Source organism: Hydrogenophaga crassostreae (assembly GCF_001761385.1).
Taxonomy (GTDB): Bacteria; Pseudomonadota; Gammaproteobacteria; order Burkholderiales; family Burkholderiaceae_C; genus Hydrogenophaga; species Hydrogenophaga crassostreae.
Genome location: NZ_CP017476.1, coordinates 630342 through 655662 on the forward strand (window position 1 = coordinate 630342; position 25321 = coordinate 655662).

Sequence of the window (25321 nt, forward strand, 5' to 3'; positions counted from 1 at the left end):
GCTGTTGCGTGGGGCAGGGTGGGGAGGCAGGCCTATGCGGTTGAGCCTATCTCCAGCATTCTAGAGGTAAGGAAAAGGCATTCGGTGGCCTTCTCGGCCCCTTGTGTATCAAGAAACTGCGGTGCGTTCGCGCCACACCACGCCCGTTTTCAGACCGGTGCGCACCACCAATGAGCGCTCCTGGGTGGTTCGGTTGTCCAGCCGCAGGCGCACCGTGACCTCGAAATAGCGGCTGCGCACGTCATGTTCGTTGGGCTTCAGGGTTTCAGCGGTGGCTCCGGGAATGCGGGCGGCCGCCGCGGGCAGATCGCGAAAAGGTGTGGTGCCGCGCTCAACCACCAGACGTTCTGCGGTGGCCAGGTCGAGCACGGGCACACTGGCACACAAAGCCTGAGCGCTGGCGGTATTGAGGTTGAGCGGCGTCAGTGTGGGCAGCCAGGTGACGTGGGGGCTCAGCGCTTCGAGGCTGGCCTCGCTGATGCCCAGCCAGCCCAGCTGGGAAAAACGGGTCGGCAGCAGCGGGGTGGCTGAGGGTTCCGGGTTGTTGAGGGCCTGTTCGGTGCTGCGCAGCAGGTTGTCCACGGCGGCCGTCAGTTCGGCTTCAGGCAGGTTGAGCAATTCGTAGAGTTTTTTGAAGGCGGCCACGTCGACCGCCGATACCTCGGCGTCCCTTTTTGCCGCAACGCCCTTGGTTCGAACCAGGTTAAAGGCGTTGAGTTTGGCTTGGGCGTCGACGATTTCACCAGAGAGAAAAGCGGGCAGAAGGTCTTCGGTGTTGTTGTTGGGGTCTGCGGCCAGGAAGCTGGAGAGTTGGGCTTCTTCCAGCGGCGTCGCCCAAGGCTCGCCGAGGTGGTCTGCGCTGCCGGTGTTGCGGTTGCTGCGCGCATCTTCGCGCAGGATAAGGCGCGCCCAGTCGACTGCTCCGGTCAGCAACCAGCCGGCTTGTACGCGCTGGCGCTCTGCCGTTTCCACTTCGGTCGAGCGCCATTGTTGCCACAGGGCGGCCGAGGCCAGCGTGGCCACCAGCGTGACCACGAGCATGGCCAGCAGCAACGCCGCCCCGCGCTGCCGGCGCTTTTTCTGGGATTGGGACATCGGTTTCAAGGGGAGCCCGCCGTCAAAGTGGGCTGGACCCAGTCGAGCACCACCGGGCCGGAAAGGCTTTGACCAGGGGTCAAGGTGAGTGTGAGTCGCACACCGTTGGGCGCATTGCCGGTGGTGTCCCGCCGGGTCTCGGCTTCATTGCCCACCGATGACAGCGGGTTGCCCCAGGTTGCGCCGCGGTGGTAGCTGAGCACCCAGGCATCGATGGGAATCAGTGGCAGCGATGTGTCACCTGGATCGGCGCCTTCACCCTGTTTTTCTCCCAGACCCCACTGCTGGGCACGGGTCCAGGCTCTGGCGAGTTCGTTGCGTTGGCGCAGAGGGGGCGATTGCCAGCGTTGCCACTGGGGTACCTCGGTGTCGCCCAAAGGGGCTGGCATGCGGGTCCAGGCCACGACACGCAAGCCCGGGCTCTGCACGCCACCCTCGGTGCTGTCGCGGCGCGTCATGCGCAGCACGCGGCCATCAAAGCTCATCGAATCGACCTCGCCGGTTTCTACCAGGGCATCGAGATCGGCACGCCATTGGCCCAGGGCCGCCTGCAAACGCAAGACCTGGTCGGATCGCGTCTTGGTGAAGGCTTGTGCCCGGTTCATGCTGTCGAGCGATCGCCAACTGAGCAAGGCCAGCATGGCCATCACTGCCATGGCCACCAGCAGCTCGATGAGCGTGAAGCCTTGTGTCCGGCGTGAATACGTCTGAGTGCCCAGCGCAGGGCTCTTGCAGACCTTGGGACTTGGTGGCATTCAGTAGCGCCCCACGATGGTTGAGATGGTCAGCAGATTGACCAGGGTGCCATTCACCGACCCGGTGATGACGGCGTCCACACGGCGGAAATTGGGATTGGGCGTGGGCTGTACCGAGGTGCGCACCTGAAGCTCCTGGCCCGCCTGTTCGCAGGTGCCGGTGGTGTCGCCCGTCGCCGGCAGCTGACGGGTGAGGCGCAGCTGCACCAGGGTGTTTTCCGCGCAGAGCTGGGCCAGCCATTGTGTGCTCTGGCGCTCGGCGGCACGCGTCAAGGCCCCCGTTGCCTGGATACCCGCGGCCAAGGCCATGGCGGTGATGGCCAGTGCCACCAGAATCTCGATCAGCGTAAAGCCGGCCGTCGACTGTCGGTTCATGGCTGCGCGTCCGTCGGTGGTGCAACCGTAAAGGGACCGAGCCCATCGGTGGCCAGGACCAACGACTGGGAGCCGAGTTGCAGTTGCACCCGCTGGGCCGTGATCAACGGCTCGGGGCCGAGCACGAGGTTGGCTGTGTCGGCCGGCTGAATGACTTCCGCTTGCGTGTCTGCCTGGAGCCAGGCGCGCATGCCCGCGAGAGGGTTCGGGGCTTCCTTGCGGCTTGACAGGCCATCGAATTCGAAACCTTCGGGGGTGGCACGCCAGTACACCGGGACGCCACTGGTGCGTGATTGGGCGCGCGCCGACTCAAGCAAAGCCGACAAACGCAGAGCCTCGGTTTCCAGCCGATCCCGATTGGAGTCGGGCAGCGCCAGGCTCACTGTCGCCGTGGCCAGCGCGATGATGGCAATCACCACCATGAGCTCCAGCAAAGTGAAACCCTGTTGAGTCTGGCGCATGGCGGGCTGATGCGACATCAGCTCAGTTGGACAAGTGCAAAGAACAACGCCACTCGCAGCGGCGGCGCATGGGGAGACGGCTCAACGCAGGGCCGCCCCAAGGTGAGACAGCTCCCTGGGGGGCAGCAACAAGCGAGGCGGATGGAGCGTGGGTGCGCAAAAGAGCCAACGCAGGGCCGCCCCAAGTTGGGTCAGCCCCCTCGGGGGGGCAGCGACCCGCGCAGCGGCGGAGCGTGGGTGCGTAAAAGAGCCAACGCAGGGCCGCCCCAAGTTGGGTCAGCCCCCTCGGGGGGCAGCGACCCGCGCAGCGGCGGAGCGTGGGTGCGCAAAAGAGCCAACGCAGGGCCGCCCCAAGTTGGGTCAGCCCCCTTGGGGGGCAGCGAGCCGCGCAGCGGCGGAGCGTGGGGGCGCAAAAGAGCCAACGCAGGGCCGCCCCAAGTTGGGTCAGCCCCCTCGGGGGGCAGCGAGCCGCGCAGCGGCGGAGCGTGGGTGCGCAAAAGAGCCAACGCAGGGCCGCCCCAAGTTGGGTCAGCCCCCTCGGGGGGCAGCGACCCGCGCAGCGGCGGAGCGTGGGGGCCATGTTCACTCCCAGCTGCCCACGTCTGCATTCGTGCCTTCGCCACCAGGCTGGCCATCGGCGCCGAGCGACAGCACGTCCACCTCGCCATGCACACCAGGGTTCAGGTACTGGTACGAGCGGTTCCATGGGTCGGCTGGCAACTTCTCCACATAGGGACGCCAGTTGGGTGGCACCGGGCTTGTACTGGGCTTGTTGAGCAGCGCACCCAGGCCTTGCTCGCCGGTTGGAAACCTCTGGTTGTCGAGTTTGTACAGTTTCAGGGCCTGCATGAGGTTGTTCACATCGGTGCGCGCAGCCGTGACCCGTGCGTCATCTGCCCGGTCGAGCACGTTGGGAACGATCAGCGCGGCCAGCACGCCAATGATGACCAGTACGACCATCAGTTCGATCAGCGTGAAGCCCTGTTGCAGGGCGCGGCGCGCGCGGAGAGCTTGGGCGGGGAGTTTTGAAAAGAGCGCGTTCATGGATGTGTGGGTTCCCGTATCGGCGGGCGAGCGTGATTGGCTGTTTGCGCATGGGGCGCTGGTTGGCCTTGCTGCCCAGTGGTGTGACTGCTGTGGATCATAATGCGCGCATGCTTAAGAGGCCTTTTTCTCAGCGCTTGGCGCTGCGACAGAACCGTACACCGTTTGGACCAGGCGTTGCAACCGATGCGTCCGGTCGTTCGAATGCGGCCTGGGCGGGCGGCGTGATCTGGTTGGCGGCGGGCCTGTGCGCGGGTTATTGGGTGTTGCAAGCGGGTGGGCAGGGGCCTTGGGTGCCATTGCAGGGTTTGGCGCCGAGTGCGCCTCAAGCCGATGTGGCCTCGGTGGGCCGTGCATTGGGCGCGCTGCCCGACGCCGTGGTCGATTCAACGGAAGCCGCCCCGCAGCCCCCTTCACGGGTTCGGCTGCTGGGTTTGGTGGCCCAGGGCCGGTTGGCCGGCGCCGCTTTGCTGGCGGTCGATGACCAGCCACCGCGCCCCTGGCGGGTGGGCGCTGAAGTGGTCGACGGTTTGGTGCTGCAGTCTGTCAGTCGGCGTGGCGTGAAGCTGGGCGAATCGCGATCGGGCCCAGCAACATTGGAGTTGGAGATGCCGGAGCCGCAAGCGGGGTCCCAGCCGGCTGTGCGCAGCATGGTGAGCAGCCTTCCTCAACCTCAACCTCAACCTCAACCTCAACCTCAACCTCAACCTCAACCTCAACCTCAACCTCAACCTCAACCTCAACCTCAACCTCAACCTCAACCTCAACCTCAGGCGCTGCCTGCCGGGGTGGCTGGCCAGCCGTTGCCTGCCGGGGTGGAGGAGCAGCTCAGCCCGCGTTGATCAGGTGTTCCGCTGCCTTGATCAGTGGCCAGGCCAGCAAGGTGCCTACACCCTGGCCCATGCGCAGCTCCATATCCACGACAGGCTGAACCTGCAGGTGAATGAGCATCAGGCGGTGGCCTGGTTCAGCGCTGCGGTGGGCAAAAATCAGGTAGTCCATCACGTTGGGTGAAAGCGCCCGGGCCACCAAAGCCGCAGCCGTTGCGACAAACCCGTCCACGATCACTGCTCGCCTCTCGCTGGCGGCTTGCAACATGGCACCAACCATCATGGCAATTTCAAACCCCCCCATGGCGCCGAGAATATCCAGGGGGTCGGTGGCTTTGCGGTGGCGTTTCAACGCCAGTTGCAGCACTTCGTGCTTGATCTTGAGTTGTGAATCGTCAAGACCGCTGCCACGTCCGCAGGCGTCTTCGAGTGGCACGCCGCACAGGCGAACCAGGAGCAATGCGGCGCACGAAGTGCTGCCCACGCCCACGTCGCCCAGGGCGATCACATTGCCTGGCAGATGCCGAACCACATCCATGCCCGCGTGTAACGCTGCCACTACCTGGGTCGATGACATCGCCCTTCGCAGCACCATGTTGCGCGTGCCATAGCCGATTTTTCGCAAAAGCAAGGGCACGACTGTGCGTCCATGGTCAGCGGGCAGCAAATGTGAGGCAACGCCGGCGTCGACCACACTGACCTGAAAACCGTGCAATGTGGCCAGAGAGTTGGTACTGCCTTTGCCACGCAACATGTGCAAAACCCGTTGGCGGGTGGCCTCCTGGGGAAAGGCCGATACGCCCTCGTCGCAAATGCCATGGTCTGCCGCAAACACCACCAGTTGCGGTTCTTGCAGCGCAACGCTTTCGAATGTCCTGGGCGGCACATGCTGAATGTGGGCGAGCTGCTGGGCAATGCCTTTGACGCGTCCAAGCGCGTCGTCGTGCACGAGCGTGGAGCGAAACAGCTGGTGCAGTTCGAACACCAATGTGGGGTTGTTGGCTGCCACCACCTCAGGCAAACGCAGTTCGGGCACCTCGGCCGTCAGCGGCGCAGGCGTTTCCAGAACGGGCTCGGTTGAATCGGTCATGGGCAGGTGTTCGGTCGGTGTGTTCAGCTTTTAAGAAACAGACGGTACACCGGATTGCTCGTTTCTTCGACACAGGGGTACCCCAAAGTGCCCAAAAATTGCGTAAACGCCTTGTCGTCCTTGGGCGGCACCTGCATTCCCACCAGAATGCGGCCGTAGTCGGCGCCCTGGTTGCGGTAGTGGAACAGGCTGATGTTCCAGTTGGGGCGCATCAGATTCAGGAATTTGAGCAACGCCCCCGGGCGCTCCGGGAAGATGAAACGCATCAGGCGCTCGTCGCTCGACAGGGACGAGTGCCCGCCCACCATGTGTCGAATGTGTTCCTTGGCCAGATCATCATGGGTCAGGTCCAGGGTTTTGAATCCCTGTTTGCCCAGTGTCTTCGCGATTCTTGTGGATTCGCCTTTGCCCTGGGTGGTCAGGCCCACAAATACGTGGGCCTCGCGCTCGTTGTGAATGCGGTAGTTGAACTCGGTCACATTGCGTGGTGTTCCCGGGAGATCACCAATGAGTTCGCAAAAGCGCCGAAAGCTGCCGCGTTCTTCAGGGATGGTGACTGCAAACAGGGCTTCTCGCTCTTCGCCCACTTCCGCCCGTTCGGCCACAAAGCGCAGGCGGTCGAAATTCATGTTGGCACCACACAGGATGGCCGCATAGGTCTGGCCCTTGGTCTTGTGTTTGGCCACGTATTGCTTCACCGCTGCCACTGCGAGCGCGCCAGACGGCTCTACGATGCTGCGCGTGTCGACAAAAATGTCCTTGATGGCTGCGCACACCGCGTCCGTGTCGACCACCACGTATTCGTCGACGAGGGCGCTTGCCACCCGGTAGGTTTCTTCCCCCACCAGTTTCACCGCAGTGCCGTCGGCAAACAGGCCCACGTCAGGCAGGGTGATCCGTTCACCCGCTTGTACCGATTGCAACATCGCGTCTGAGTCGTTGGTTTGAACACCAATGACTTTGACCTCTGGTCGCACTGCCTTGATGTAGTTGGCCACGCCAGAAATGAGACCGCCACCACCGATGGCGACAAAAACAGCGTCGAGCCGGGTGGTGCCCAGACTCTGCAACTGGCGGAGGATCTCCATGGCTATGGTGCCCTGCCCAGCGATTACATCGGGATCGTCAAAAGGGTGCACGAAGGTCAGTCCTTCGCGCTTCTGAAGGGCCGCAGCATGGGTGTACGCGTCGGAGTAGCTTTCACCACTTAAAACGACTTCACCGCCAAGTGCCCGAACCGCATCAACCTTGACCTGAGGCGTGGTCGTTGGCATCACGATCACCGACCGCGTGCCCAGCTTGCGTCCGCTGAGCGCCACGCCTTGGGCGTGGTTGCCTGCAGATGCGCAGATCACGCCCTTTTTCAACTGCGCGGGGGTCAAGTGGGCCATCTTGTTGTAAGCCCCTCGCAGCTTGAAGCTGAAAACCGGTTGCTGGTCTTCGCGTTTGAGCAAAACCGTATTCCCCAAGCGCTGGCTCAGGTTCTTGGCGATCTCCAGGTTGGACTCGATCGCCACGTCATAGACCCGGGCGGTGAGAATTTTCTTCAGGTAGTCGGCAGGCGTAAGTCCAGAGCCGCCCACACTCTTGCGGGCGATGGCGGGTTTGCTTTGTGTTTTTCGGCTTGCTGGCATGGTGTTTTCCTTGGGCTGCATCATATCGGCCCAACTTTTGGCGAAAAAAAACCCGAACGGGCCGAGGCCTGTTCGGGTCTAAATCCACCCGTGGAGGGCAGAGGAGACAACCTTCAATACAATGGTGCCAGTATACCCAAGACATGCTGCAATGCAACATGTCAACAGGGAAAACTGCTCGTTTATTGTGAGCAATATCTCGTTTTGCCGTTTATTTCACGCAAAGGAAAGCGCCATGGAATGCACTGTCAGTTGGACTGGCGCTGCCGGAACCCGCTCGAATATGGGTTTTGTGGCCGAAACGGGCAGTGGCCACGTGGTGGCCATGGACGGAGCGCCCGATGCGGCCAAACCCGAGAATGGTGGCGCAAACCTTGCTGCTCGCCCAATGGAGTTGTTGTTGGCCGGCACCGGGGGCTGCACGGCATATGACGTGGTGCTGATTCTCAAACGTGGCCGCCACGCCGTAAAGGGCTGCACCGTGAAACTCACCACCGAGCGGGCCGATGCCGATCCCAAGGTGTTCACCAAGATTCACATGCATTTCACGGTGACCGGGGCAGGCGTTCCGGCTGCCGCTGTGGAGCGGGCCATTGCCATGAGTCATGACAAGTATTGTTCAGCGAGCGTCATGCTCGGAAAAACGGCGCAAATCACCACGGGGTTCGAAGTCGCCGAGGGCTGAGGCGAACATTGTCAGTGCTTGGTGGGGTGTTGCCGTTCGCGAGTCAGTGATCAGATGGTGTGAGCGACTGTGGTCATCACTTTGGCCGCCAGCCTCATCACCGCACGAACCGGTGCGGGCAGTTCCGCAGCGCCTGCATGCATGGCCTCTTTGGCGTGCCTGGCCTCGTCTTCTTTCATTTGATTCACGATCGCGCGTGAAGGCAGGTCGTGGGGTGGGAGCTGTGTCAGATGGCTGGCCAGATGCGCCTCGACCTGTCGCTCTGTTTCCACCACGAAGCCCAAACTCACGCTGGTGCCCATGCGCCCGGCGATCAGGCCAATGCCAAACGAGCCGGCATACCAGAGCGGGTTGAGCAGCGAGGGGCGAGCTCCCAGGGCGTCGAGTCTTTGCCGGGTCCAGGCCAGGTGGTCGGTCTCCTCAGCACCCGCCGCTTCGAGTTGGCGTGCGAGCGCCTCCTGTTGTGCCCCATCGCGGTTGCCCGTTCTTGCCGCCAGAGCCTGAGCCGTGTAGAGCGCTTGCGCACACACCTCGCCCACATGGTTCACGCGCATGAGGGCGCCACTGGTTCGGCGCTCGATCTCACTGAGTTCCTGCAGGCCGAGCTGATTCGCTGGCGTCGGACATGGGCGAGTCGCCCGGGGTGGAGCGAAGAGAGTTCGGAGCGCCGAATCAGCGGCAAAAAGCAGGGCATCCATGGGCATCATTAGAGGGTGAATTGGGACTGTGAAATGTTCGCTCAGATCTTGTTGCTATTTTGCAGAAAAACCCGGGAAAACCCTTGTCGCGCATGGGTTTATGAGCCTTTATAGGAGGGCTGTTTCGTGTTGTAACGGAGCGACAAACTGGCTCGATTTGTCTATGAAACCTTTGCGCGTCTGATGGGCTTCTGGTGCAATGAATCAACTTCCGCAAACGGAGGTTGGCAAAGGTTCGTTGGACCTGCAGCCTCAAACTCAACTTTGGAGATACTCTCAATGAAAAAGACTCTGATTGCTTTGGCAGCCGTGGCCGCCTCGGGTGCAGTTTTCGCACAATCCTCCGTCACGCTGTACGGCGTGGCTGATGTCTCCATCGCCAAGATGGACGGTCAGACCACCAAATTGAGCAGCAGCGGAACCATGAACAACGGCACCAGCCGTTGGGGTGTGCGCGGTTCTGAAGACCTCGGTGGCGGCCTGAAGGCCGGCTTCACCTTTGAACAAGGTCTGAGCCTCGAAAACGGCAACATCTCCAAGAGCGGCACCGGCGAATTCGGCCGTGCAGCCTGGATGAACCTGTCGGGTGGCTTCGGTGACCTGCGTCTGGGCCGTTCTTTGAACCCAGCTTTCTACGCAGCAGCAACCTGGGAACTGACCGGCACGGCCAACTACTCGGTTCAAACCAAGCAGTTCGGTACCGCTCTGAACGGTTTCCGTAGCAACGGCATGATGTACACCACGCCTTCCATGGGTGGTTTCAAAGTCATGCTCGGTCACCAGTTGAAGGGCAATGACCCAGCAGGTACCGATGTGGCCCGCTCCGACCTCACCGGTATTTACGCCAATGGCCCAATGGCCTTCTCCGTCAACTACAACAAGCCTAGCGGCGGCGAGAAGAGCTTCCACGTTGGTGGCCGTTACACCATGGGCATGTTCACCCTGGCCGGCGCCATTGTTGATCCAGCAGGCGACGGCAAAGGTTTCGCTCTGGGTGGTGCTGTGAAGGCCGGTCCAGTTGACCTGGTTCTCGACATCGCACGCGATACCTTCTACAAGGACACCGACCTGCTGTTGGAAGTCAAGTACCCAATGAGCAAGCGCACCACGGCTTACGTTGCCTTCGTGCGTGACGGCAAGGGCAAGACCGCTGACAACGCCAACAACGTTGGTTTGGGCGTTCGCCACAACTTCTGATCCCCTGCTGGCCTTTGGCCAGCTTTGTGATCTCAAGCAAAAAACCCCGGTAGCACCTGCTACCGGGGTTTTTTTGCGCCAGTATTTCAATCTAAAGACCTCATTTGGGATGCCGTTCCAGTTGTTGTGTCGGGAAAACCCGACATATTTACAGATCGCAACCTCGGGATTGAGGGGAAACCCTTGTGTCCGTGTTCTGCGGGATTACGATGTGGACTGTGACTTAACTTCACACCGGTTTCGATGAACGGAACTGGACTTTTGAAACAAGGAAAATCTTATGAAAAAGTCTCTGATTGCTCTGGCCGTTCTGGCCGCTTCCGGCGCAGCCATGGCCCAGTCCAGCGTGACCCTGTACGGCATCGCCGACGTCGTGATCCACAAGGATGCCGACGTGAGCGCCCGTATGACCTCCGGTGGTGTGAGCACCAGCCGTTGGGGCGTCAAGGGTTCCGAAGACCTGGGTGGCGGTTTGAAAGCCAACTTCAACTTCGAACAAGGTCTCGACCTGACCAACGGCAACATCAAGGGCGCAGCCTTTGGTCGTCAAGCCAATGTCGGCTTCAGCAGCGGTTTCGGTGCCATCCAGTTCGGCAAGACCTGGAACGCCTACGATGACGTCGCTGCAGCGATCATCCCTGTGTTCGATTCCGTGTTGTCGCCTGCCGGCATCGCTCCTTCCTACAACTACGTTTCCAACCCTGACAGCGGTGTGAAACTCTCCATGGCTGACATGGGTGGCTTCACCGCTTCCGTGAGCACCAACTTCAAGAACGCAACGGCTGACGTCGAGCGCGTGACCGCATTCAGCGGCGCCTACGCTGGCGGCCCTGTGGTTGTGGGCCTGGCTCACCAGCAGGAAAAAGCCATTGCTGGCACGACCCGCAAGCTGACCCGCGTCAACGGTTCTTACGATCTGGGCGCAGCCAAGTTGATGGCCGTGTTTGGCGTTGTTCAAGACGAAGCCAAAGACATCACCGTTGGTGTGGACGTGCCTTTGTCCCCAGCGCTGGTTCTGTCGACCGGCTTCACGCAAGTGCGCCCTGACGCTGGCGGCGACAACGCCAACAGCTTCGGCCTGGGTGTGAGCTACTCCCTGTCCAAGCGCACCAGCGTTTACGGTGGTTTCCGCAAGGACAACGACGCAGCTGTGACCAGCTACGATGGTGTTGAGTCCCGTTACGGCGTGGGCGTCAAGCACACGTTCTGATGCTTGCGGCCTCAGGGCCGCTGTGTCGAGGATAAAAAAAGCCGCTTGGGGTAACCCAAGCGGCTTTTTTACGTGCCTTCATGCCCGGCGGCTATCTGGCCGCTTTCCCCGTGGGGGCAGCCGAAACCTTTTTGCCCCTGGATGGTTCAGCCTTCTGCTGCTGTTTCAAAGCTGGGCCGCCCTTGAATTTGTCGCCATTGACCGTCAGACCTTCTTGCGAGAGCTTGCTGGCTTTGGCCTCACCAATCCCTGAAACGCGCTGAATCAAGTCATCCCAATTCTTGAATTTGCTTACCTTGCGTTGATCCAGAATTTTTGTCGATGTGCCTGGCCCGATGCCCCTGATGCTGATCAAGTCGTCTGCAGAGGCTGTATTGATGTCGACGGCAGCCCATGCCGTGAGCGTGAAAAACAAGAGAAAAGCGCCGATCAGTCTAGATACCCACATAAGATCTTCCTTTGCATTTGATTAAAACAAAACAATCAATTAATAAAAATGATTTCAAAAAAAGAGAGTTCTTTAGATTTCTCTTTTTCCAAATTTAACGACATGCAGCATGCCGGTCATCCCCTTTGTTGGGGAAGTTCGAGAACGATCGACCCAACCTTTTGATTCATCCCATATGAAGTGAGGCGGTTTGCAGGGTCTGCGCCACCCATAGGTTTGGGCTGCCGCTGGGTCCGGTGGTGGCAGGGCCACTTGTCCCGGTTGCTGGGAAGTTCGCGATGGGCGCCCCGGTCTTCCGGTAAACTGAATCACGCTGCGCCTGTTCTGGTGCGTTTTGTTCTTCTGGAAGTCTTAACTCAGCGCTCCAAACCCATGTTGGCTTTTGTGTTCAGTCGTTTGGCCCAGGCAGTGCTCGTGATGGTCAGCGTGGCCTTTATTGCTTTCATGTTGTTTCAACATGTCGGTGATCCTGTGGTGTTCCTTCTCGGCCAAGACGCAACACCCGATCAGATTCGCCAGATGCGTTCTGACCTGGGTCTGGATCGGTCTTTCGTGTTCCAGTTTTGGCATTTCCTGGTGAACGCCGTTCAAGGCGAGTTCGGGCTCAGCCTTCGACAGGGTGCAAAAGTCTCGCGTTTGATCGCCGAGCGACTTCCCGCCACCTTGGAACTGGCCATGGTTGCCGCCGTTTTGGCCATGGTTGTCGGGGTGCCGATGGGCGTCTATGCCGCACTCAAGAAGGGCAGCGCCATCAGTCAGCTCTTCATGGCGGTATCTTTGCTTGGGGTGTCGCTGCCTACTTTCCTGATTGGTATTCTGCTGATACTGGTTTTCTCGGTGAACCTGGGCTGGTTTCCCAGCTTTGGGCGGGGCGATTTGGTTCAGGTGGGTTGGTGGACATCCGGGTTGCTCACGCCCAATGGGTGGCTACATGTGACCCTGCCAGCGATCACGCTGGCCATTTTTCAGCTCACCTTGATCATGCGGCTGGTCAGGGCCGAAATGCTGGAGGTCTTGCGCACCGACTACATCAAGTTCGCCCGCGCCAGAGGCTTGAGCAACCGGGCGGTTCACTTTCGCCATGCACTAAAAAATACCTTGGTCCCCGTCATGACGATCACCGGCCTGCAGCTGGGCGGGCTCATTGCCTTCGCCATCATCACGGAAACGGTGTTCCAGTGGCCGGGCATGGGTCTGCTGTTTATACAGGCGGTAACGTTTGCCGATATTCCTGTCATGGCCGCCTATCTTTGCTTGATCGCGTTGATCTTTGTGTTGATCAACCTGGTGGTTGATTTGCTGTACTTTGCTGTGGATCCACGACTTCGCATGGACAAAGCAGGAGGGCATTGAGCGATGACTGCAAATGCTTTGTTGCCATCCCGAATCAAGGCCCATGGCCGCGCCTTTGCACACATCGCCGCCTACCACCCCGAACTGACCGCCCTGAGGCGCGATCTGCATGCTCACCCGGAAATTGGCTTTGAAGAGCACTACACGGCCAGACGGGTGGTGGAGTCTCTGAAGGTGTGTGGGGCGGATGAAATTCACACCGGCATAGGCAAGACAGGCGTTGTAGCCGTTATCCATGGCCGCAAGACCCAGAGTGGAAAAATGATTGGTCTGCGCGCCGATATGGATGCGCTGCCCATGACCGAGCACAACGATTTCGCCTGGAAATCTGGCACGCCGGGGATGATGCACGGCTGCGGCCATGATGGGCACACCGCCATGCTGGTGGGTGCTGCACGGTACCTGGCCGAAACCCGCCGCTTTGACGGCTCGGCTATCTTGATCTTTCAGCCGGGCGAAGAGGGATTCGCTGGTGCCAAGGCCATGATCGAAGACGGCCTGTTCGAGCGCTTTCCTGTGCAGTCGGTTTTTGCAATGCACAACTGGCCTCAGATGCGTCCGGGCATGGTGGGCATCAACCCCGGGCCCATGATGGCGGCTGCCGACCGCATCACCATCGAGATCACAGGCCAGGGTGGGCATGGTGCACACCCTTACCAAACCGTGGACCCGGTTTTGGTGGCTGCGCACATCATCACAGCGGTGCAAAGCATCGTATCGCGCAATGTGCGCGCCGTGGACAGCGCTGTCATCAGCATGTGTGCCATGAAGGCCGGCGACCTGGGCGCATTCAGTGTGATGCCGGGTACGGCGACGCTGGTTGGCACGGTGCGTACCTTCAGTTCACAGGTGCAAGACATGGTGGAACGCCGTTTGCGCGAAGTGTGTTCGGGCGTGGCGCTGGGCTTTGGTGCGACGGCCCATGTGAACTACGAGCGGATCTACCCGGCCACCATCAACACGTTGAATGAAGCCCACCTCGCGGCAGACGTGGCGCAGGGCCTTGTCGGGCGCGACCACCTGGATCGAAACCTTGACCCGAGCATGGGTGCCGAAGACTTCTCCTTCATGCTGCAAGTCAAGCCCGGTGCCTACTTGCGTCTGGGGCAGGGCGCCGACAATGGCGTGGGCAGTTGTGTCTTGCACAATAGCCGATACGACTTTAATGATGAGGTGCTGCCTCTGGGGGCAGCCTTGCATGCCAGCTTGATTGAGCAGGGCTTGCCTTTGAGCGAAGATATCTAGATCGTGGTCAATCCGGAATTTCAACGAAGGAGCAAAAGATGAAGATGGTCATATCCAAACTGGGCACCGCCGTGGCGTCAGCCGCACTGATGACTGCAGGACTTTCGTACGCTCAAACTGTGCGCATCGGTAACCAGGGCGACGCCTTGTCCATGGACCCTCATTCGCTCAATGAGACCACTCAGCTCAGCGTCACGGGCAATGTCTATGAGCCTTTGGTGGCACGGGACGGCAAGCTCAATCTCACACCCGCCCTGGCCACCAGCTGGAAACAGGTGTCACCCACGGTCTGGCGCTTCGAATTGCGCAAAGGCGTGAAATTCCACGATGGCACGCCGTTTACCGCTGACGATGTGATCTTCAGTTTCGCCCGTGGCTCGGGCGATGGCTCGGACATGAAGTCTTACACCAACGACATCAAGGAAGTGCGCAAGGTCAACGACTTTGCGGTTGACTTTGAGACCAAGGCACCGTTCCCGATCTTGCCCGACGTGTTCTCGTTCTTCTACATCATGAGCAAGGACTGGTCGGAGAAAAACGGTGCGACCAAGCCGGTGGACCGCCGCAAAGGCATCGAGAACACCGCGTCGTTCAAAGCGAATGGCACGGGGCCATACCGTTTGCGCGAGCGCCAGCCCAACGTGAAGACTTCGTTTGTGCGCAACGGCAGCTACTGGGGAAAAATTGAAGGCAACGTGATCAATGTGGAATTCACGCCGATTGGCAACGATGCGACTCGCGTGGCCGCCTTGCTGTCCGGGCAGGTGGATGTGATTGAGCCGGTGCCGCTGCAGGATGTGCCGCGCATCACGGCCAGCGGCAAAGCACGGGTGCTGCAAGGCCCTGAGCTGCGCACCATTTTTCTGGGTATGGACCAGAAGCGCGACGAGCTGTTGTATTCCAGTGTGAAGGGCAAAAACCCCTTCAAAGACAAGCGCGTGCGCCAGGCGTTCTATCAGGCCATCGATATTGACGGTATTCAGAAAACAGTGATGCGTGGCGCTTCCCGGCCCACTGCGCTGATGGTAGGCCCTGGCATCAATGGCTTTGATGCCACCATGGACAAGCGTTTGCCATATGACACCGCCGCTGCCAAAGCGCTGTTGACAGAAGCGGGGTACCCCAATGGCTTTGAAGTGGGAATGAATTGCCCCAATGACCGGTATGTGAACGACAGCAATATCTGCCAAGCCGTGGCCGCCGGTTTGGCGCGTATCGGTGTGAAGGTCAACCTGCAGGCTGAAACCAAAGGCACCTACTTCCCCAAAGTACTCAAGCGCGACACCAGCTTTTACATGCTGGGCTGGACACCCAGCACCTACGATTCCCACAACGCCTTGAACGCCCTGATGCGCTGCGTGGATGACAAGGGGGCTGGCCAGTTCAACCTGGGCGCCTACTGCAACCCGAAGCTCGATGAGCTGATTCTGCAAATCCAGTCGGAGACCGACAAAGCCAAGCGTGACGGACTGATCAAGGACGCCTTCGCAATGCACGCCGCCGACATTGGCCATTTGCCGCTTCATCAGCAGGCGCTCGCCTGGGGTGTGGCCAACAACGTGGAGTTGGTGCAAATGGCCGACAACGTCATGCCGTTCCGCTACATCAGCGTCAAGTAACACCAAACGTGAACTCGCTTGTTCGTCCTTCAAAAGGCGGGCATGGCGGGGCTGCGCATAACGGGTATTGCCCTTGATCGCCTCTTTCAAACGCTGGGCCGACAGCGACGTGGGTCACAGCTTTTTGTCGTCTCCTGCCGCGATGCTGGCGGCTTTTGTTGCCCTGGTCTGTGTGTTTTGCTCGGCCTTTGCCCCCTGGGTCGCACCGCACAACCCGTTTGATCTGGCGACGCTGGAGCTGGGCAACGCACTGCTTCCTCCGGCCTGGAGCCCGGGCGGCAACGCTTCGTTTCTGCTGGGTACCGACGATCAGGGGCGCGACATTTTGTCGGCCCTGATGTACGGCGCCCGTATCTCCTTGGCTGTGGGCCTGGCTTCGGTGCTGCTGTCCGTGGCGGTTGGCGTGGCGCTCGGATTGCTGGCGGGTTTCCTTGGGGGCTGGGTCGATGGTTTTCTGATGCGGCTTTGCGATGTGATGTTGTCCTTCCCCGCCATCCTGGTCGCGCTGCTGATTGCCGGGGTGGGACGGGCCATGTTTCCCGGGGCACACGATGCCCTGGCATTTGGCGTATTGATTCTGTCGATTTCGTTGACGGGTTGGGTGCAGTACGCACGCACGGTGCGGGGTTCCACGCTGGTTGAACGCAACAAGGAATATGTGCAGGCGGCACGCGTGATTGGCGTATCGCCGATGCGCATCATGCGCCGCCATGTGCTGCCCAATGTTCTGGGCCCGGTCTTGGTCTTGGCCACGATTCAGGTCGCCACGGCCATCATTACGGAGGCAACTTTGTCTTTTCTTGGCGTGGGAGCACCCCCGACGGCCCCCTCATTGGGCACCCTGATCCGCGTGGGCAACGACTACCTTTTTTCCGGCGAATGGTGGATCACGGTTTTTCCGGGCGCGGTGCTGGTGGTGATCGCTTTCAGCGTGAACTTGCTGGGCGACTGGTTGCGCGATGCCCTTAACCCGCGCTTGCGCTAGACCGCCATGAGCCTGCTTCAAGTCAAGGATCTGGTGGTCGAATTCCCCCACCGTCGGGGCACCTTGCGCGCGCTGGACGGCATTTCATTCGACATAGCGCCGGGCGAAATCCTGGGGGTGGTGGGTGAGTCGGGTGCGGGCAAGTCGCTCACAGGCGCCGCGATCATCGGTTTGCTGGAACCACCGGGGCGTATCGCGTCGGGAGAGGTGTGGTTGCATGGGGCGCGCATTGACAACCTCACTCCCGAGGCCATGCGCAGGGTTCGGGGGCGAAAGATCGGGGCCGTTTTTCAGGACCCGCTGACCTCATTGAATCCCCTGTTCTCAGTCGGCCAGCAACTGGTCGAAACCATCATCACCCACCTGCCACTGTCGCCAGCCCAGGCCCGCGAACGGGCGATTCAGTTGTTGGGTGATACGGGTATTCCGGCGCCCGAGCAGCGCATTGACCATTTCCCTCATCAGTTCTCTGGCGGCATGCGGCAACGTGTGGTCATTGCGCTGGCCCTGGCTGCAGAGCCGCAACTCATCGTGGCCGACGAGCCCACCACCGCGCTTGACGTATCGATTCAGGCGCAGATCATCAATCTGTTGAAAAGCATTTGCAAACAGCGCGGCGCTGCGGTGATGCTGATCACACATGACATGGGCGTGATCGCCGAAACCTGTGACCGGGTGGCGGTGATGTATGCCGGACGGGTTGCGGAAATTGGCCCGGTGCACGAGGTGATCAACCACCCGGCCCATCCCTATACCGCCGGATTGATGGCCTGCATTCCAGATATGAGCGAAGACCGCGACTTGCTGCATCAGATCGATGGCGCGATGCCGCGACTGAACGCAATCCCCTCAGGATGTGCGTTCAACCCGCGTTGTGACCGCGTCTTTGATCGCTGCCTCCACGATCGACCTGAACTACAGGGTGCGGGGCCTACCCGTGCCGCCTGCTGGCTCCATGCCGGTGCGTCAGCGTCGGTGCCAGGAGTGACACCATGAGGGCGATCCAAAAAGCCATGCAGCGCCACGCCGAACAAAGCAGACTGGTTGATGAAGCGGGCTCCCAGGTCACTGAGGGCGCAACATCTGAATCACCGCAGGAGGCGTGCTTCCCCGACGAGCTTCAGGGGGCAGGCTCGGTGGCTGCTGTGAAGGCCGTGCCAGACCCAGCGCCTCTGGTGAGGGCAACCGATTTGGCCAAGACATTCGATGTGTCAGGGCCATGGCTCAACCGGATGCTGGAGCGCCAGCCGCGCCAGTTGCTGCGCGCGGTGGACGGTGTGTCTTTTGATATTCAACGTGGGCAGACGCTGGCCCTCGTGGGCGAGTCGGGTTGCGGCAAGAGCACGGTGGCCAAGCTGCTGGTGGGGTTGCATGAACCCACCCGCGGCGGCTTTGAGTTTGATGGCGAAGACGCCCATGCCGCGTTCAAGACACCGGCCGGGCGGCATTTGCGCCGACGCGTGCAGATGATTTTCCAAGACCCCTTCGCGAGCCTCAACCCGCGTTGGACGGTGGAAGACATCGTGGCCGAGCCATTGCATGAACATGGCATCGAGACCGATCCCGAGGCCTTGCGCGTTCGCGTAGATGCTTTGCTGATCTCAGTGGGTATGTCGGCACAAGACCGCAAGAAATACCCACACCAGTTTTCAGGCGGTCAGCGCCAGCGCATTTCGATCGCCCGCGCGCTGGCCACGGAACCGGAGTTTCTGGTCTGCGACGAACCGACTTCGGCACTGGATGTGAGTGTGCAGGCGCAGGTGCTCAACATCATGAAAACGCTGCAGCGCGAGCGTGGACTGACCTACCTTTTCATCAGTCACAACCTCGCCGTGGTGCGCCATGTGAGCGACCACGTGGGCGTGATGTACCTTGGTCGGCTGGTGGAGCTGGCGCCCAAACACGACCTGTTCGACAGCCCGCGCCATCCCTACACCCGCATGCTGCTGGACGCGATCCCGAAGCTGCACGACACCGGGCGCGCCCGCACGCCGGTCTCGGGCGAGGTGCCCAACCCGCTTAATCCGCCGCAGGGCTGCGCGTTCAACCCGCGTTGTGAACACGCCAATGAGCGTTGTCGCAATGAACGCCCAGTCTTGCAAATGTTCGGGGGGCCAGGGTGGCTTGTCACGGCGTGGAAGAGGGGCGCATCTGACGCGCTCTGATGTGAGCGTTGGCGCGGACATTGGGCACTCCCCTCCGCGAATGTCCTCCGGCCCGCTGCGCGGACCTCCTCCTTGACTTTGCTGCGGGGAGCGCCCAATGCCCTGATGGGCGGGTGGTGCGAGAGTCTCTAACCCTGGGCACCGCGGAACCGGCTTTGCCGGGCCGCCAGTGCCGTCCCCCTCTGGGGGAAGACGCGCAGCGGCGCAGGGGGATGCTTGTCAGTGCGCAATGCGCACAGTCAAGCGTATCGCTTACTCCTCAAGTTGTTCTTCATCTCCTTGAGCAACGGCTGCAACTTCGTGCCGCCAATGCGCAAAGCCAGGCAGGTCGCGACCACATCGATCACCATCAAGTGCATCAACCGCGAGGTCATGGGGCTGTAGCGGTCGTAGCCTTCGGGGTGGTCGGCCGACAAATGGATGTGGCCGGCGGTGGCCAGGGGCGAGCCGCTGGCGGTGATGACGATGACCGTTGCGCCGTGTTTGCGGGCGATATCGGCGGCGTCCATCAAATCGCGCGTGCGACCTGAGTTGGACACGATGACCAGGCAGTCTCCCGGGCCCAGCATGGAGGCGCTCATCACCTGCATATGGCCGTCGCTGTAGGCGATGGCGTTGATGCCCAGGCGGAAGAACTTGTGTTGGGCGTCTTGCGCCACGATGCCCGAATTGCCGGCGCCGTAAAACTCGATGCGGCCCCGGTTGTTGTAGGTGCTGACGAGGGCGTCGACCGCCTTTTCGATCGCATGGGTGGAGGCATCGTTGCGGTACTTCAAGAACGCAGCCACGGTGTTGTCGATCACCTTCACCAACACGTCGCCCACTTTGTCGTCCACGTCCACGCTGCGGTGGATGAAGGGCACGCCTTCGCTCACCGTGCCTGCGAGCTTGAGCTTGAAGTCTGACAGGCCGTCGTAGCCCATGCTGCGGCAAAACCGAACCACTGTGGGCTTGCTCACATGGGAGCGCTCGGCGAGCTCCGATACCGGCAAACTGGCAAAGGTGCGGGGGTCGAGCAACACGAGTTTGCCTACCCGCTGTTCGGCAGGCGCCAAGGATGGCAATGAGGCTTTGATGCGGTCTAACATGAAAAAGATGGTAACTCAGTTACAGTCGAGGGACATATCTCGGTAACCCTGATTTGAGACAATTGAACCTATGAACCAGCTAGACGCCCTCAAACAATTCACCACCGTTGTCGCCGACACCGGTGACTTTCACCAGCTCGCCGCCTACGCGCCCCAGGATGCCACGACCAACCCGTCGCTGATCCTGAAGGCGGTGCAAAAGCCGGAGTACGCGCCTTTGTTGGCCGACGCGGTTGCGAAGCACGGCGCGCAGGGCAAAGACGAAGTCATGAACCGCCTGCTTGTGGCGTTCGGCTGCGAGATCCTCAAACACATCCCCGGCCGCGTCTCGACCGAAGTGGACGCTCGCTTGAGCTTCGACACCGAAGCCACCGTGGCCCGCGCACGCCGCATCATTGAGCTTTTTGCCGTCGAAGGCGTGGGCAAAGACCGCGTGCTGATCAAGATGGCTTCGACTTGGGAAGGCATTCAGGCCGCCGCCCAGCTGGAGCGCGAAGGCATCCATTGCAACCTCACCCTGTTGTTCTCTTTTGCCCAGGCCGTGGCCTGCGGCCAGGCCAAGGTGCAGTTGATTTCCCCGTTTGTGGGCCGCATCTACGACTGGTACAAGAAGAACGCTGGCGCAGCGTGGGACGAGGCCGCCATGGCCGAAGCGAACGACCCGGGTGTGCAATCGGTGCGCGCGATTTACAACTTCTACAAAAAGCACGGCATCGCCACCGAAGTCATGGGCGCGAGCTTTCGCAACGTGGGTCAGATCACGGCGCTGGCCGGTTGTGATCTGTTGACCATCAGCCCCGACCTGTTGTCCAAGCTGGCCGCGAACGAGGCGCCGCTGCCCCAGGCGCTGGACGCGGCCGCTGCCCAGGCTATGGACATCCCCTTGGTGACCCACGACGAGGCCAGCTTCCGCTTCGCCATGAACGAAGACGCCATGGCCACCGAAAAGCTGGCCGAAGGCATTCGCGCCTTTGTGGTCGATACCCACAAGCTCGAAGCCATGATGGGTTGAGGTTGGCCGCTGCGGCGGTTGGGCAGAAATGCAAACGGCACCTTGGGGTGCCGTTTTTTGTTGGTGCGGTCCGCGCTGAGATGTGGTCAGCGCAGCAGCTTCAGCGCCAGCGCCTTCTGGCCCACGCAGCGCCCTTGCACCTGGCCCGACTCAACACCACTGCGAAAGTGGATGCCGGCATACAACCGCGACACTGCGGCTTCGTTCGCCGCGGCTTGAAAGCTGGAGAAGGTGCGCGGTCCCCAGCCCCGGTCGTTGTGGGTGTTGTCGGTGAAGGCGGTGTTGGCGCCAAACACCTTGGTCATCACCTGAGCCGCCGCGCTGGATTGAACCGAATGGCCCGAAGGGAACTCGGGGAACGGCGGCGTGGGCATGATGCCGGGCTCCCAGTTGCTGTCGATCACCAGTTGCACATAGGTCACCGGGCGAATCAGGTGGGTGGTGTACTTGGTTTTCCAACTGGCCACGAAGGCGTCGGCCATGGCGATGTTGAGTTGTACATAGGCGCTGGCGGCTTGGGCCAGGGAGGCTTTCTGCTGCTGCAACAGATCGGTGGCGATGAAGTTCCAGTGGCCAGCGGGCGTGGGGGTTTTGATGGGCTCGTCGGCCCAGTAGAGGGCCACTTGGCGCTGGGCTTGCGTGGCGGCGTTGCTGATGTTGTAGACCTCCCGGGCCTCTTGGTAAAAGGCCGAGTCGGCCTTTTCGGCGTAGGTCGGGTGCGGCGGCGCTTCGCACTCGCTGCTGTTGCCCAAGGCGAACGGGCGCACATCGCCCCACCAGGGCAGCAAGGCAGGCGCAAACGACGGTGGTGTGGCCGACCAGCGGCCTGGGCCACTCGGCGGCACGAAAACGGTCTGGTTCCGGCGCAACGGTGCCCATGCTTCATGGCCGCCGTCGGTACGCGCCCAGGTCATGATCGCCATCGCCATGAGCTTGCCGAAGGTCTCCGAGCGCTGGGTGATCTCGGTGTTGACTTGCGCGGGGTTGAAGTCTTGCGACAAGCGCAACGGCAGGTTGCGCTCCAGTTGTTCGATGCGGGCTTTGTTTTCGGCCGACGCGTTGGGAAACATCATGCGGGTCATCGCCGCCATGGAGGCGTTGGCCACGGTGGGCCAGTGCAAGACTTCGTTGGGTTGTGCCCAGGGCAAAGAATCCAGTTCGTTCAACTGACCCGCCAGACTTTGGTGGTCTGGAATGCCGGGCACCACCGATTCGTACAAAGCCAGGCTCAGGTAGGTGAGGGCGCGTGAGGCCACGGGCGGGCTGAAGCCGGGCGTTTGCTGGGTCAGCGTCAAGGCCAGCTGGAACCATTCGGAGGCGACCCTCGCGCTGTAGGCGTCGGCGGGCCGATCCACGGGTGGTTGGGTTTGCGCCCAGGCTGGAGCGGCTGCGAGCGACAGCGCGAGGAGCAGGGAGCGCAGGGGCTTTTTCATGGGACTTTGCTGGCGCTCAGGCCTTGTGCGCCGAGTTGGTAGAAGCGGTTGGCGTCGGCGGTGAACCATTCGCTCCAGTCGCCGTGCGGCCATTGCACCCGCACCTGCACCTTCTGGGCATCGCCCAGGCCGAAGTGCATCCAGCCCAGGTGACCGCTGGCGTGGCCACCGCCCACGGTGAGTTCCTGCCGGGCCACCGCCGCGCCGGCTTCGGTGCCCAGGCGCACTTCTACCCAGGAGCCAATGGCATCGCGGTTGCCGGCGGGCTGCTGCAAACGCAGATGCAGCCAATGTCCGGAGGGCGCTGCGGCGGACTTGGCGGGGAGCTGCCGCCAGAGCTGGGCACCGTCCCAGCGGTTGACCACGATGATGTCGAGCAGGCCGTCGGCGTTGAAGTCCACCACCATGGCGCCGCGTCCGCGTTTGAAGCTGGCGAGGCCGGCTTCGCTGCCGGCTTGGATGAAATGGCCTTCTGCGCTTTGAAGCAGCAGGTCGTTGGGGTCCAGCGTGGCGAAGTCGGGCATGGTCGACACATTGCCTTTGGCGATGAACAGGTCGGCACGGCCGTCGTTGTTGAGGTCGGCAAACTGGGCGTGCCAGGCGGTGGATGGGTGCACGTCGCCACCGACATAGGGCCGGTGGGCGGTGGCACCGCGCTTGTAGGCTGTGTCGGTGTAGCGGGGTTGGCCGTGGCCATCCTCCAGCGCCTGCAATTTGTTGTCGGACATGCTGGTGAGGAACAGCTCGGGGAACCCGTCGCCGGTGATGTCCTGGCTGGCGATGCCCATGCCCCAGATTTGCAACGGCTTCCACCCCTCTTTCTCGGTGTACAGCGCGGGTGCGTTGCCGGGCGTCAGCTGCCAGAGCTGTTCGCCGCCGCCCTTGAAATACTCGCGGTCGTTGCTCACGCGCAGTGAAGCCGTACCCGATCGGTTCCAGTCGGAGAACAGCATGGACAGGGCGCAATGCCCGGGCAGCAAAGGCGTGGCAGGCAGGTAGCCGCCGCCCTCGGGCCGGGGCCGAAACACCATGCCGGGGGTGCAGCTGCCCCAGGGGAAGTCGGGCTTGCTGCGGTCCACGTAGGTGCCGAAGGCCAACGTTGGCCATGACTGGCCCTTCTCCCAGGTGGCGGAGAAGGCGGTGTGCCAGCCGTTGCCGGTGTGCAGCTGCCAGGCGTCATTGGCGCGCTGGAACTGGCATTGCCCCAGACCGCGAAACACCTGTACCTCGCCCACCCGTAGCACCACGAGATCGGTCGCGCCGTCGCCATCGATGTCCAGCGGGTAGGCGCCGATGGCGTTGGTGAGTTCCAGGCCCGAGCGCTCTTCGTGCAGCTTCAGCGCGCCGCCGACCGGGCTTTGGTTGCGGTAGAGCTTGGCCTTGTTGACGCCCGCGGTGACATAGGCCTCGGGCAAGCCGTCGCCATCGCAGTCAAAGGTGGCCACGCCGCCGCCGACCATGTATTCCCCTTCGCCCTCGAAGCGGCTTTGCAAACCGGCCGTATCGGTTTCTTCGACGAAGGTGGGCAGGGCAGGGGCTTCGGCCCAGGCTGGCGCGCTCGCGAGGAGGGCGCTCAGGACGAACAGTGGGCGGCAAGGGAAGGCCAGCTTCCCGATGGAGACAGACACGCGGCGGCCTTTGGTGAGAGGAGGGAAAAGGAGTGGGTGTTCATCTTATTAAGTTCGGGCTTCAAACTATGTCGGGTTTGTCCCTATGTCTGAAATCGGGAATGCCCCTACCATTTAGTTCATCGTTCGCACTAAATGCGCTGTGTGGCATTGGTCGCAGCACGATGGCCCGCAAGGGGTTGTTCAAAACCAAAGGCTTCAACAGCCAAAAAACCGGAGACAAGACAATGAAACTGAAAACCGCGATGACCGCGCTGGCGCTGGGTTTGTCCACCGCAGGAGCGTTTGCCCAGGTGGTGGGGGTGAGCTGGTCCAACTTCCAGGAAGAGCGCTGGAAAACCGATGAAGCCGCCATCAAAACCCAGCTCGCCAAGGACGGCGCCAGCTACATCAGCGCCGATGCCGGTGGCTCGCCCGAGAAGCAGTTGGCCGACATTGACAGCTTGATCGCCAAGGGCGCCAAGGCCCTGATCATCCTCGCGATGGACAAAGACGCGATCCTGCCGGCGGTGAAAAAAGCGGCCCAGCAGAAGATCCCGGTGGTCGCCTATGACCGCCTGATCGAAACCCCCGGCGTGTTCTACATCACCTTCGACAACGTGGAAGTGGGCCGCATGCAGGCCCGCGCCATCCTGGCCGCCAAGCCCAAAGGCAACTACGTGATGATCAAGGGCTCGCCCACCGATCCGAACGCTGATTTCCTGCGTGGTGGCCAACAAGAAATCATCGATGCTGCGGTCAAGAAGGGCGACATCAAGATCGTCGGCGAGGAGTACACCGACGGCTGGAAGCCCGAAGTGGCGCAGAAGAACATGGAGCAAATCATCACCAAAACCGGCGGCAAGATCGACGCCGTGGTGGCTTCCAACGACGGTACTGCGGGTGGCGTGGTCGCTGCCTTGAACGCCAAAGGCATCAAGGGCGTTCCGGTGTCCGGGCAAGATGGTGACCACGCGGCGTTGAACCGCGTGGCCCTGGGCTCGCAGACGGTGTCGGTCTGGAAAGACGCACGCGACCTCGGCCGCGATGCCGCCGCTGCCGCGGTGACGCTGGCCAAGGGGCAGAAAGTGGCCGCTGCCAAGAGCTGGAACGGCGGTGCCAACAAGGTTGAGATGCAGGCCCAGTTCCTGAAGCCGGTGCCCATCACGGCAAGCAACCTGGATCTGGTGGTGAAAGCCGGCTGGATCAAGAAGGACGATCTCTGCAAAGGCGTTGACATGGCCACCGGGCCGGCGGCTTGCAAGTGATGTTTGCCCGCATCTGAGTCTTCC

General features: G+C 61.3%; 23 protein-coding genes and 1 pseudogene. 11 read left to right on the top strand and 13 right to left on the bottom strand.

What is annotated here, in order from left to right; genetic code table 11:
* Positions 1 to 108 precede the first annotated feature (108 nt).
* The 8 genes from gspK to ilvA form a co-directional block, all read right to left on the bottom strand.
* Complete coding sequence (gene gspK, locus LPB072_RS03030; protein WP_066091051.1) at positions 109 to 1095, bottom strand: type II secretion system minor pseudopilin GspK; 987 nt, start codon at positions 1093 to 1095, stop codon at positions 109 to 111.
* 5 nt (positions 1096 to 1100) lie between these two features.
* Entirely contained in the window at positions 1101 to 1850 is a 750-nt protein-coding gene (locus tag LPB072_RS03035; RefSeq protein WP_082876958.1) for a PulJ/GspJ family protein, read from the bottom strand.
* Positions 1851 to 2225 (bottom strand): type II secretion system minor pseudopilin GspI, encoded by a 375-nt coding sequence (gene gspI / locus LPB072_RS03040; RefSeq protein WP_066091054.1) that lies wholly within the window; start codon positions 2223 to 2225, stop codon positions 1851 to 1853.
* Positions 2222 to 2686, bottom strand: coding sequence for a prepilin-type N-terminal cleavage/methylation domain-containing protein (locus tag LPB072_RS03045; protein ID WP_197508898.1), 465 nt, complete (start codon positions 2684 to 2686; stop codon positions 2222 to 2224). Before LPB072_RS03045 ends, gspI begins: the two co-directional genes overlap by 4 nt.
* Before the next feature lie 582 nt (positions 2687 to 3268).
* Entirely contained in the window at positions 3269 to 3730 is a 462-nt protein-coding gene (gspG, locus tag LPB072_RS03050; RefSeq protein ID WP_066091454.1) for a type II secretion system major pseudopilin GspG, read from the bottom strand.
* A gap of 325 nt (positions 3731 to 4055) precedes the next feature.
* The gene (locus LPB072_RS23640) at positions 4056 to 4382 is read right to left on the bottom strand and encodes a hypothetical protein (protein ID WP_197508899.1); all 327 of its coding nucleotides are present in this window, start codon (positions 4380 to 4382) and stop codon (positions 4056 to 4058) included.
* 176 nt (positions 4383 to 4558) lie between these two features.
* Entirely contained in the window at positions 4559 to 5650 is a 1092-nt protein-coding gene (gene cobT, locus LPB072_RS03060; RefSeq protein WP_082876974.1) for a nicotinate-nucleotide--dimethylbenzimidazole phosphoribosyltransferase, read from the bottom strand.
* 23 nt (positions 5651 to 5673) lie between these two features.
* Complete coding sequence (ilvA, locus tag LPB072_RS03065; RefSeq protein ID WP_082877008.1) at positions 5674 to 7284, bottom strand: threonine ammonia-lyase, biosynthetic; 1611 nt, start codon at positions 7282 to 7284, stop codon at positions 5674 to 5676.
* Positions 7285 to 7519: 235 nt separating this feature from the next.
* Between ilvA and LPB072_RS03070 the strand changes: the two genes are divergently transcribed.
* Positions 7520 to 7969, top strand: coding sequence for an OsmC family protein (locus LPB072_RS03070; RefSeq protein ID WP_066091458.1), 450 nt, complete (start codon positions 7520 to 7522; stop codon positions 7967 to 7969).
* A gap of 50 nt (positions 7970 to 8019) precedes the next feature.
* Here LPB072_RS03070 and coq7 read toward each other — a convergent pair whose 3' ends face one another.
* Positions 8020 to 8673, bottom strand: a complete 654-nt coding sequence (coq7, locus tag LPB072_RS03075; protein WP_407927779.1) for a 2-polyprenyl-3-methyl-6-methoxy-1,4-benzoquinone monooxygenase — start codon at positions 8671 to 8673, stop codon at positions 8020 to 8022.
* Between the two features lie 273 nt (positions 8674 to 8946).
* Here coq7 and LPB072_RS03080 point away from each other — a divergent pair, with 273 nt between their 5' ends.
* Together LPB072_RS03080 and LPB072_RS03085 are read left to right on the top strand one after the other, a co-directional pair.
* The gene (locus LPB072_RS03080) at positions 8947 to 9864 is read left to right on the top strand and encodes a porin (RefSeq protein WP_066091461.1); all 918 of its coding nucleotides are present in this window, start codon (positions 8947 to 8949) and stop codon (positions 9862 to 9864) included.
* Between the two features lie 280 nt (positions 9865 to 10144).
* On the top strand, positions 10145 to 11074 hold the full coding sequence (locus tag LPB072_RS03085) for a porin (protein ID WP_066091463.1): 930 nt from the start codon (positions 10145 to 10147) through the stop codon (positions 11072 to 11074).
* Positions 11075 to 11165: 91 nt separating this feature from the next.
* On the opposite strand, the gene LPB072_RS03090 is transcribed toward LPB072_RS03085, so the two are convergent.
* The gene (locus LPB072_RS03090; RefSeq protein ID WP_066091465.1) at positions 11166 to 11522 is read right to left on the bottom strand and encodes a ComEA family DNA-binding protein; all 357 of its coding nucleotides are present in this window, start codon (positions 11520 to 11522) and stop codon (positions 11166 to 11168) included.
* Positions 11523 to 11894: 372 nt separating this feature from the next.
* On the opposite strand from LPB072_RS03090, the gene LPB072_RS03095 reads away from it, so the two are divergent.
* The 6 genes and pseudogenes from LPB072_RS03095 (at position 11895) to LPB072_RS03120 (ending at position 18879) form a co-directional block, all read left to right on the top strand.
* Entirely contained in the window at positions 11895 to 12875 is a 981-nt protein-coding gene (locus tag LPB072_RS03095; protein ID WP_066091468.1) for an ABC transporter permease, read from the top strand.
* 3 nt (positions 12876 to 12878) lie between these two features.
* On the top strand, positions 12879 to 14120 hold the full coding sequence (locus tag LPB072_RS03100; protein WP_066091470.1) for a M20 aminoacylase family protein: 1242 nt from the start codon (positions 12879 to 12881) through the stop codon (positions 14118 to 14120).
* A 44-nt stretch (positions 14121 to 14164) separates the two neighbouring features.
* Entirely contained in the window at positions 14165 to 15739 is a 1575-nt protein-coding gene (locus tag LPB072_RS03105) for an ABC transporter substrate-binding protein (RefSeq protein ID WP_197508963.1), read from the top strand.
* A 73-nt stretch (positions 15740 to 15812) separates the two neighbouring features.
* Positions 15813 to 16724, top strand: coding sequence for an ABC transporter permease (locus LPB072_RS03110; RefSeq protein WP_066092509.1), 912 nt, complete (start codon positions 15813 to 15815; stop codon positions 16722 to 16724).
* A 6-nt stretch (positions 16725 to 16730) separates the two neighbouring features.
* Positions 16731 to 17720: an ABC transporter ATP-binding protein gene (locus tag LPB072_RS03115; protein ID WP_066091475.1), complete on the top strand. Its 990-nt coding sequence runs from the start codon at positions 16731 to 16733 to the stop codon at positions 17718 to 17720.
* A 149-nt stretch (positions 17721 to 17869) separates the two neighbouring features.
* Positions 17870 to 18879 (top strand): annotated as a pseudogene (locus tag LPB072_RS03120) (ABC transporter ATP-binding protein).
* A 249-nt stretch (positions 18880 to 19128) separates the two neighbouring features.
* Here LPB072_RS03120 and LPB072_RS03125 read toward each other — a convergent pair.
* Entirely contained in the window at positions 19129 to 19977 is an 849-nt protein-coding gene (locus LPB072_RS03125; RefSeq protein ID WP_066091477.1) for a MurR/RpiR family transcriptional regulator, read from the bottom strand.
* A 70-nt stretch (positions 19978 to 20047) separates the two neighbouring features.
* On the opposite strand from LPB072_RS03125, the gene tal reads away from it, so the two are divergent.
* On the top strand, positions 20048 to 20989 hold the full coding sequence (gene tal / locus LPB072_RS03130) for a transaldolase (RefSeq protein ID WP_066091479.1): 942 nt from the start codon (positions 20048 to 20050) through the stop codon (positions 20987 to 20989).
* Between the two features lie 86 nt (positions 20990 to 21075).
* Here the strand turns inward: tal and LPB072_RS03135 are convergent, their stop codons facing one another.
* Positions 21076 to 22422 carry a vanadium-dependent haloperoxidase gene (locus tag LPB072_RS03135; RefSeq protein ID WP_066091482.1) on the bottom strand — a complete coding sequence of 449 codons (1347 nt, stop codon included), beginning with the start codon at positions 22420 to 22422 and terminating at the stop codon, positions 21076 to 21078.
* On the bottom strand, positions 22419 to 24050 hold the full coding sequence (locus tag LPB072_RS03140; protein ID WP_231943405.1) for a CRTAC1 family protein: 1632 nt from the start codon (positions 24048 to 24050) through the stop codon (positions 22419 to 22421). The genes LPB072_RS03135 and LPB072_RS03140 overlap by 4 nt, the downstream gene beginning before the upstream one ends.
* Before the next feature lie 227 nt (positions 24051 to 24277).
* Here LPB072_RS03140 and xylF point away from each other — a divergent pair, with 227 nt between their 5' ends.
* The gene (gene xylF / locus LPB072_RS03145; RefSeq protein ID WP_066092518.1) at positions 24278 to 25297 is read left to right on the top strand and encodes a D-xylose ABC transporter substrate-binding protein; all 1020 of its coding nucleotides are present in this window, start codon (positions 24278 to 24280) and stop codon (positions 25295 to 25297) included.
* Positions 25298 to 25321 lie beyond the last annotated feature (24 nt).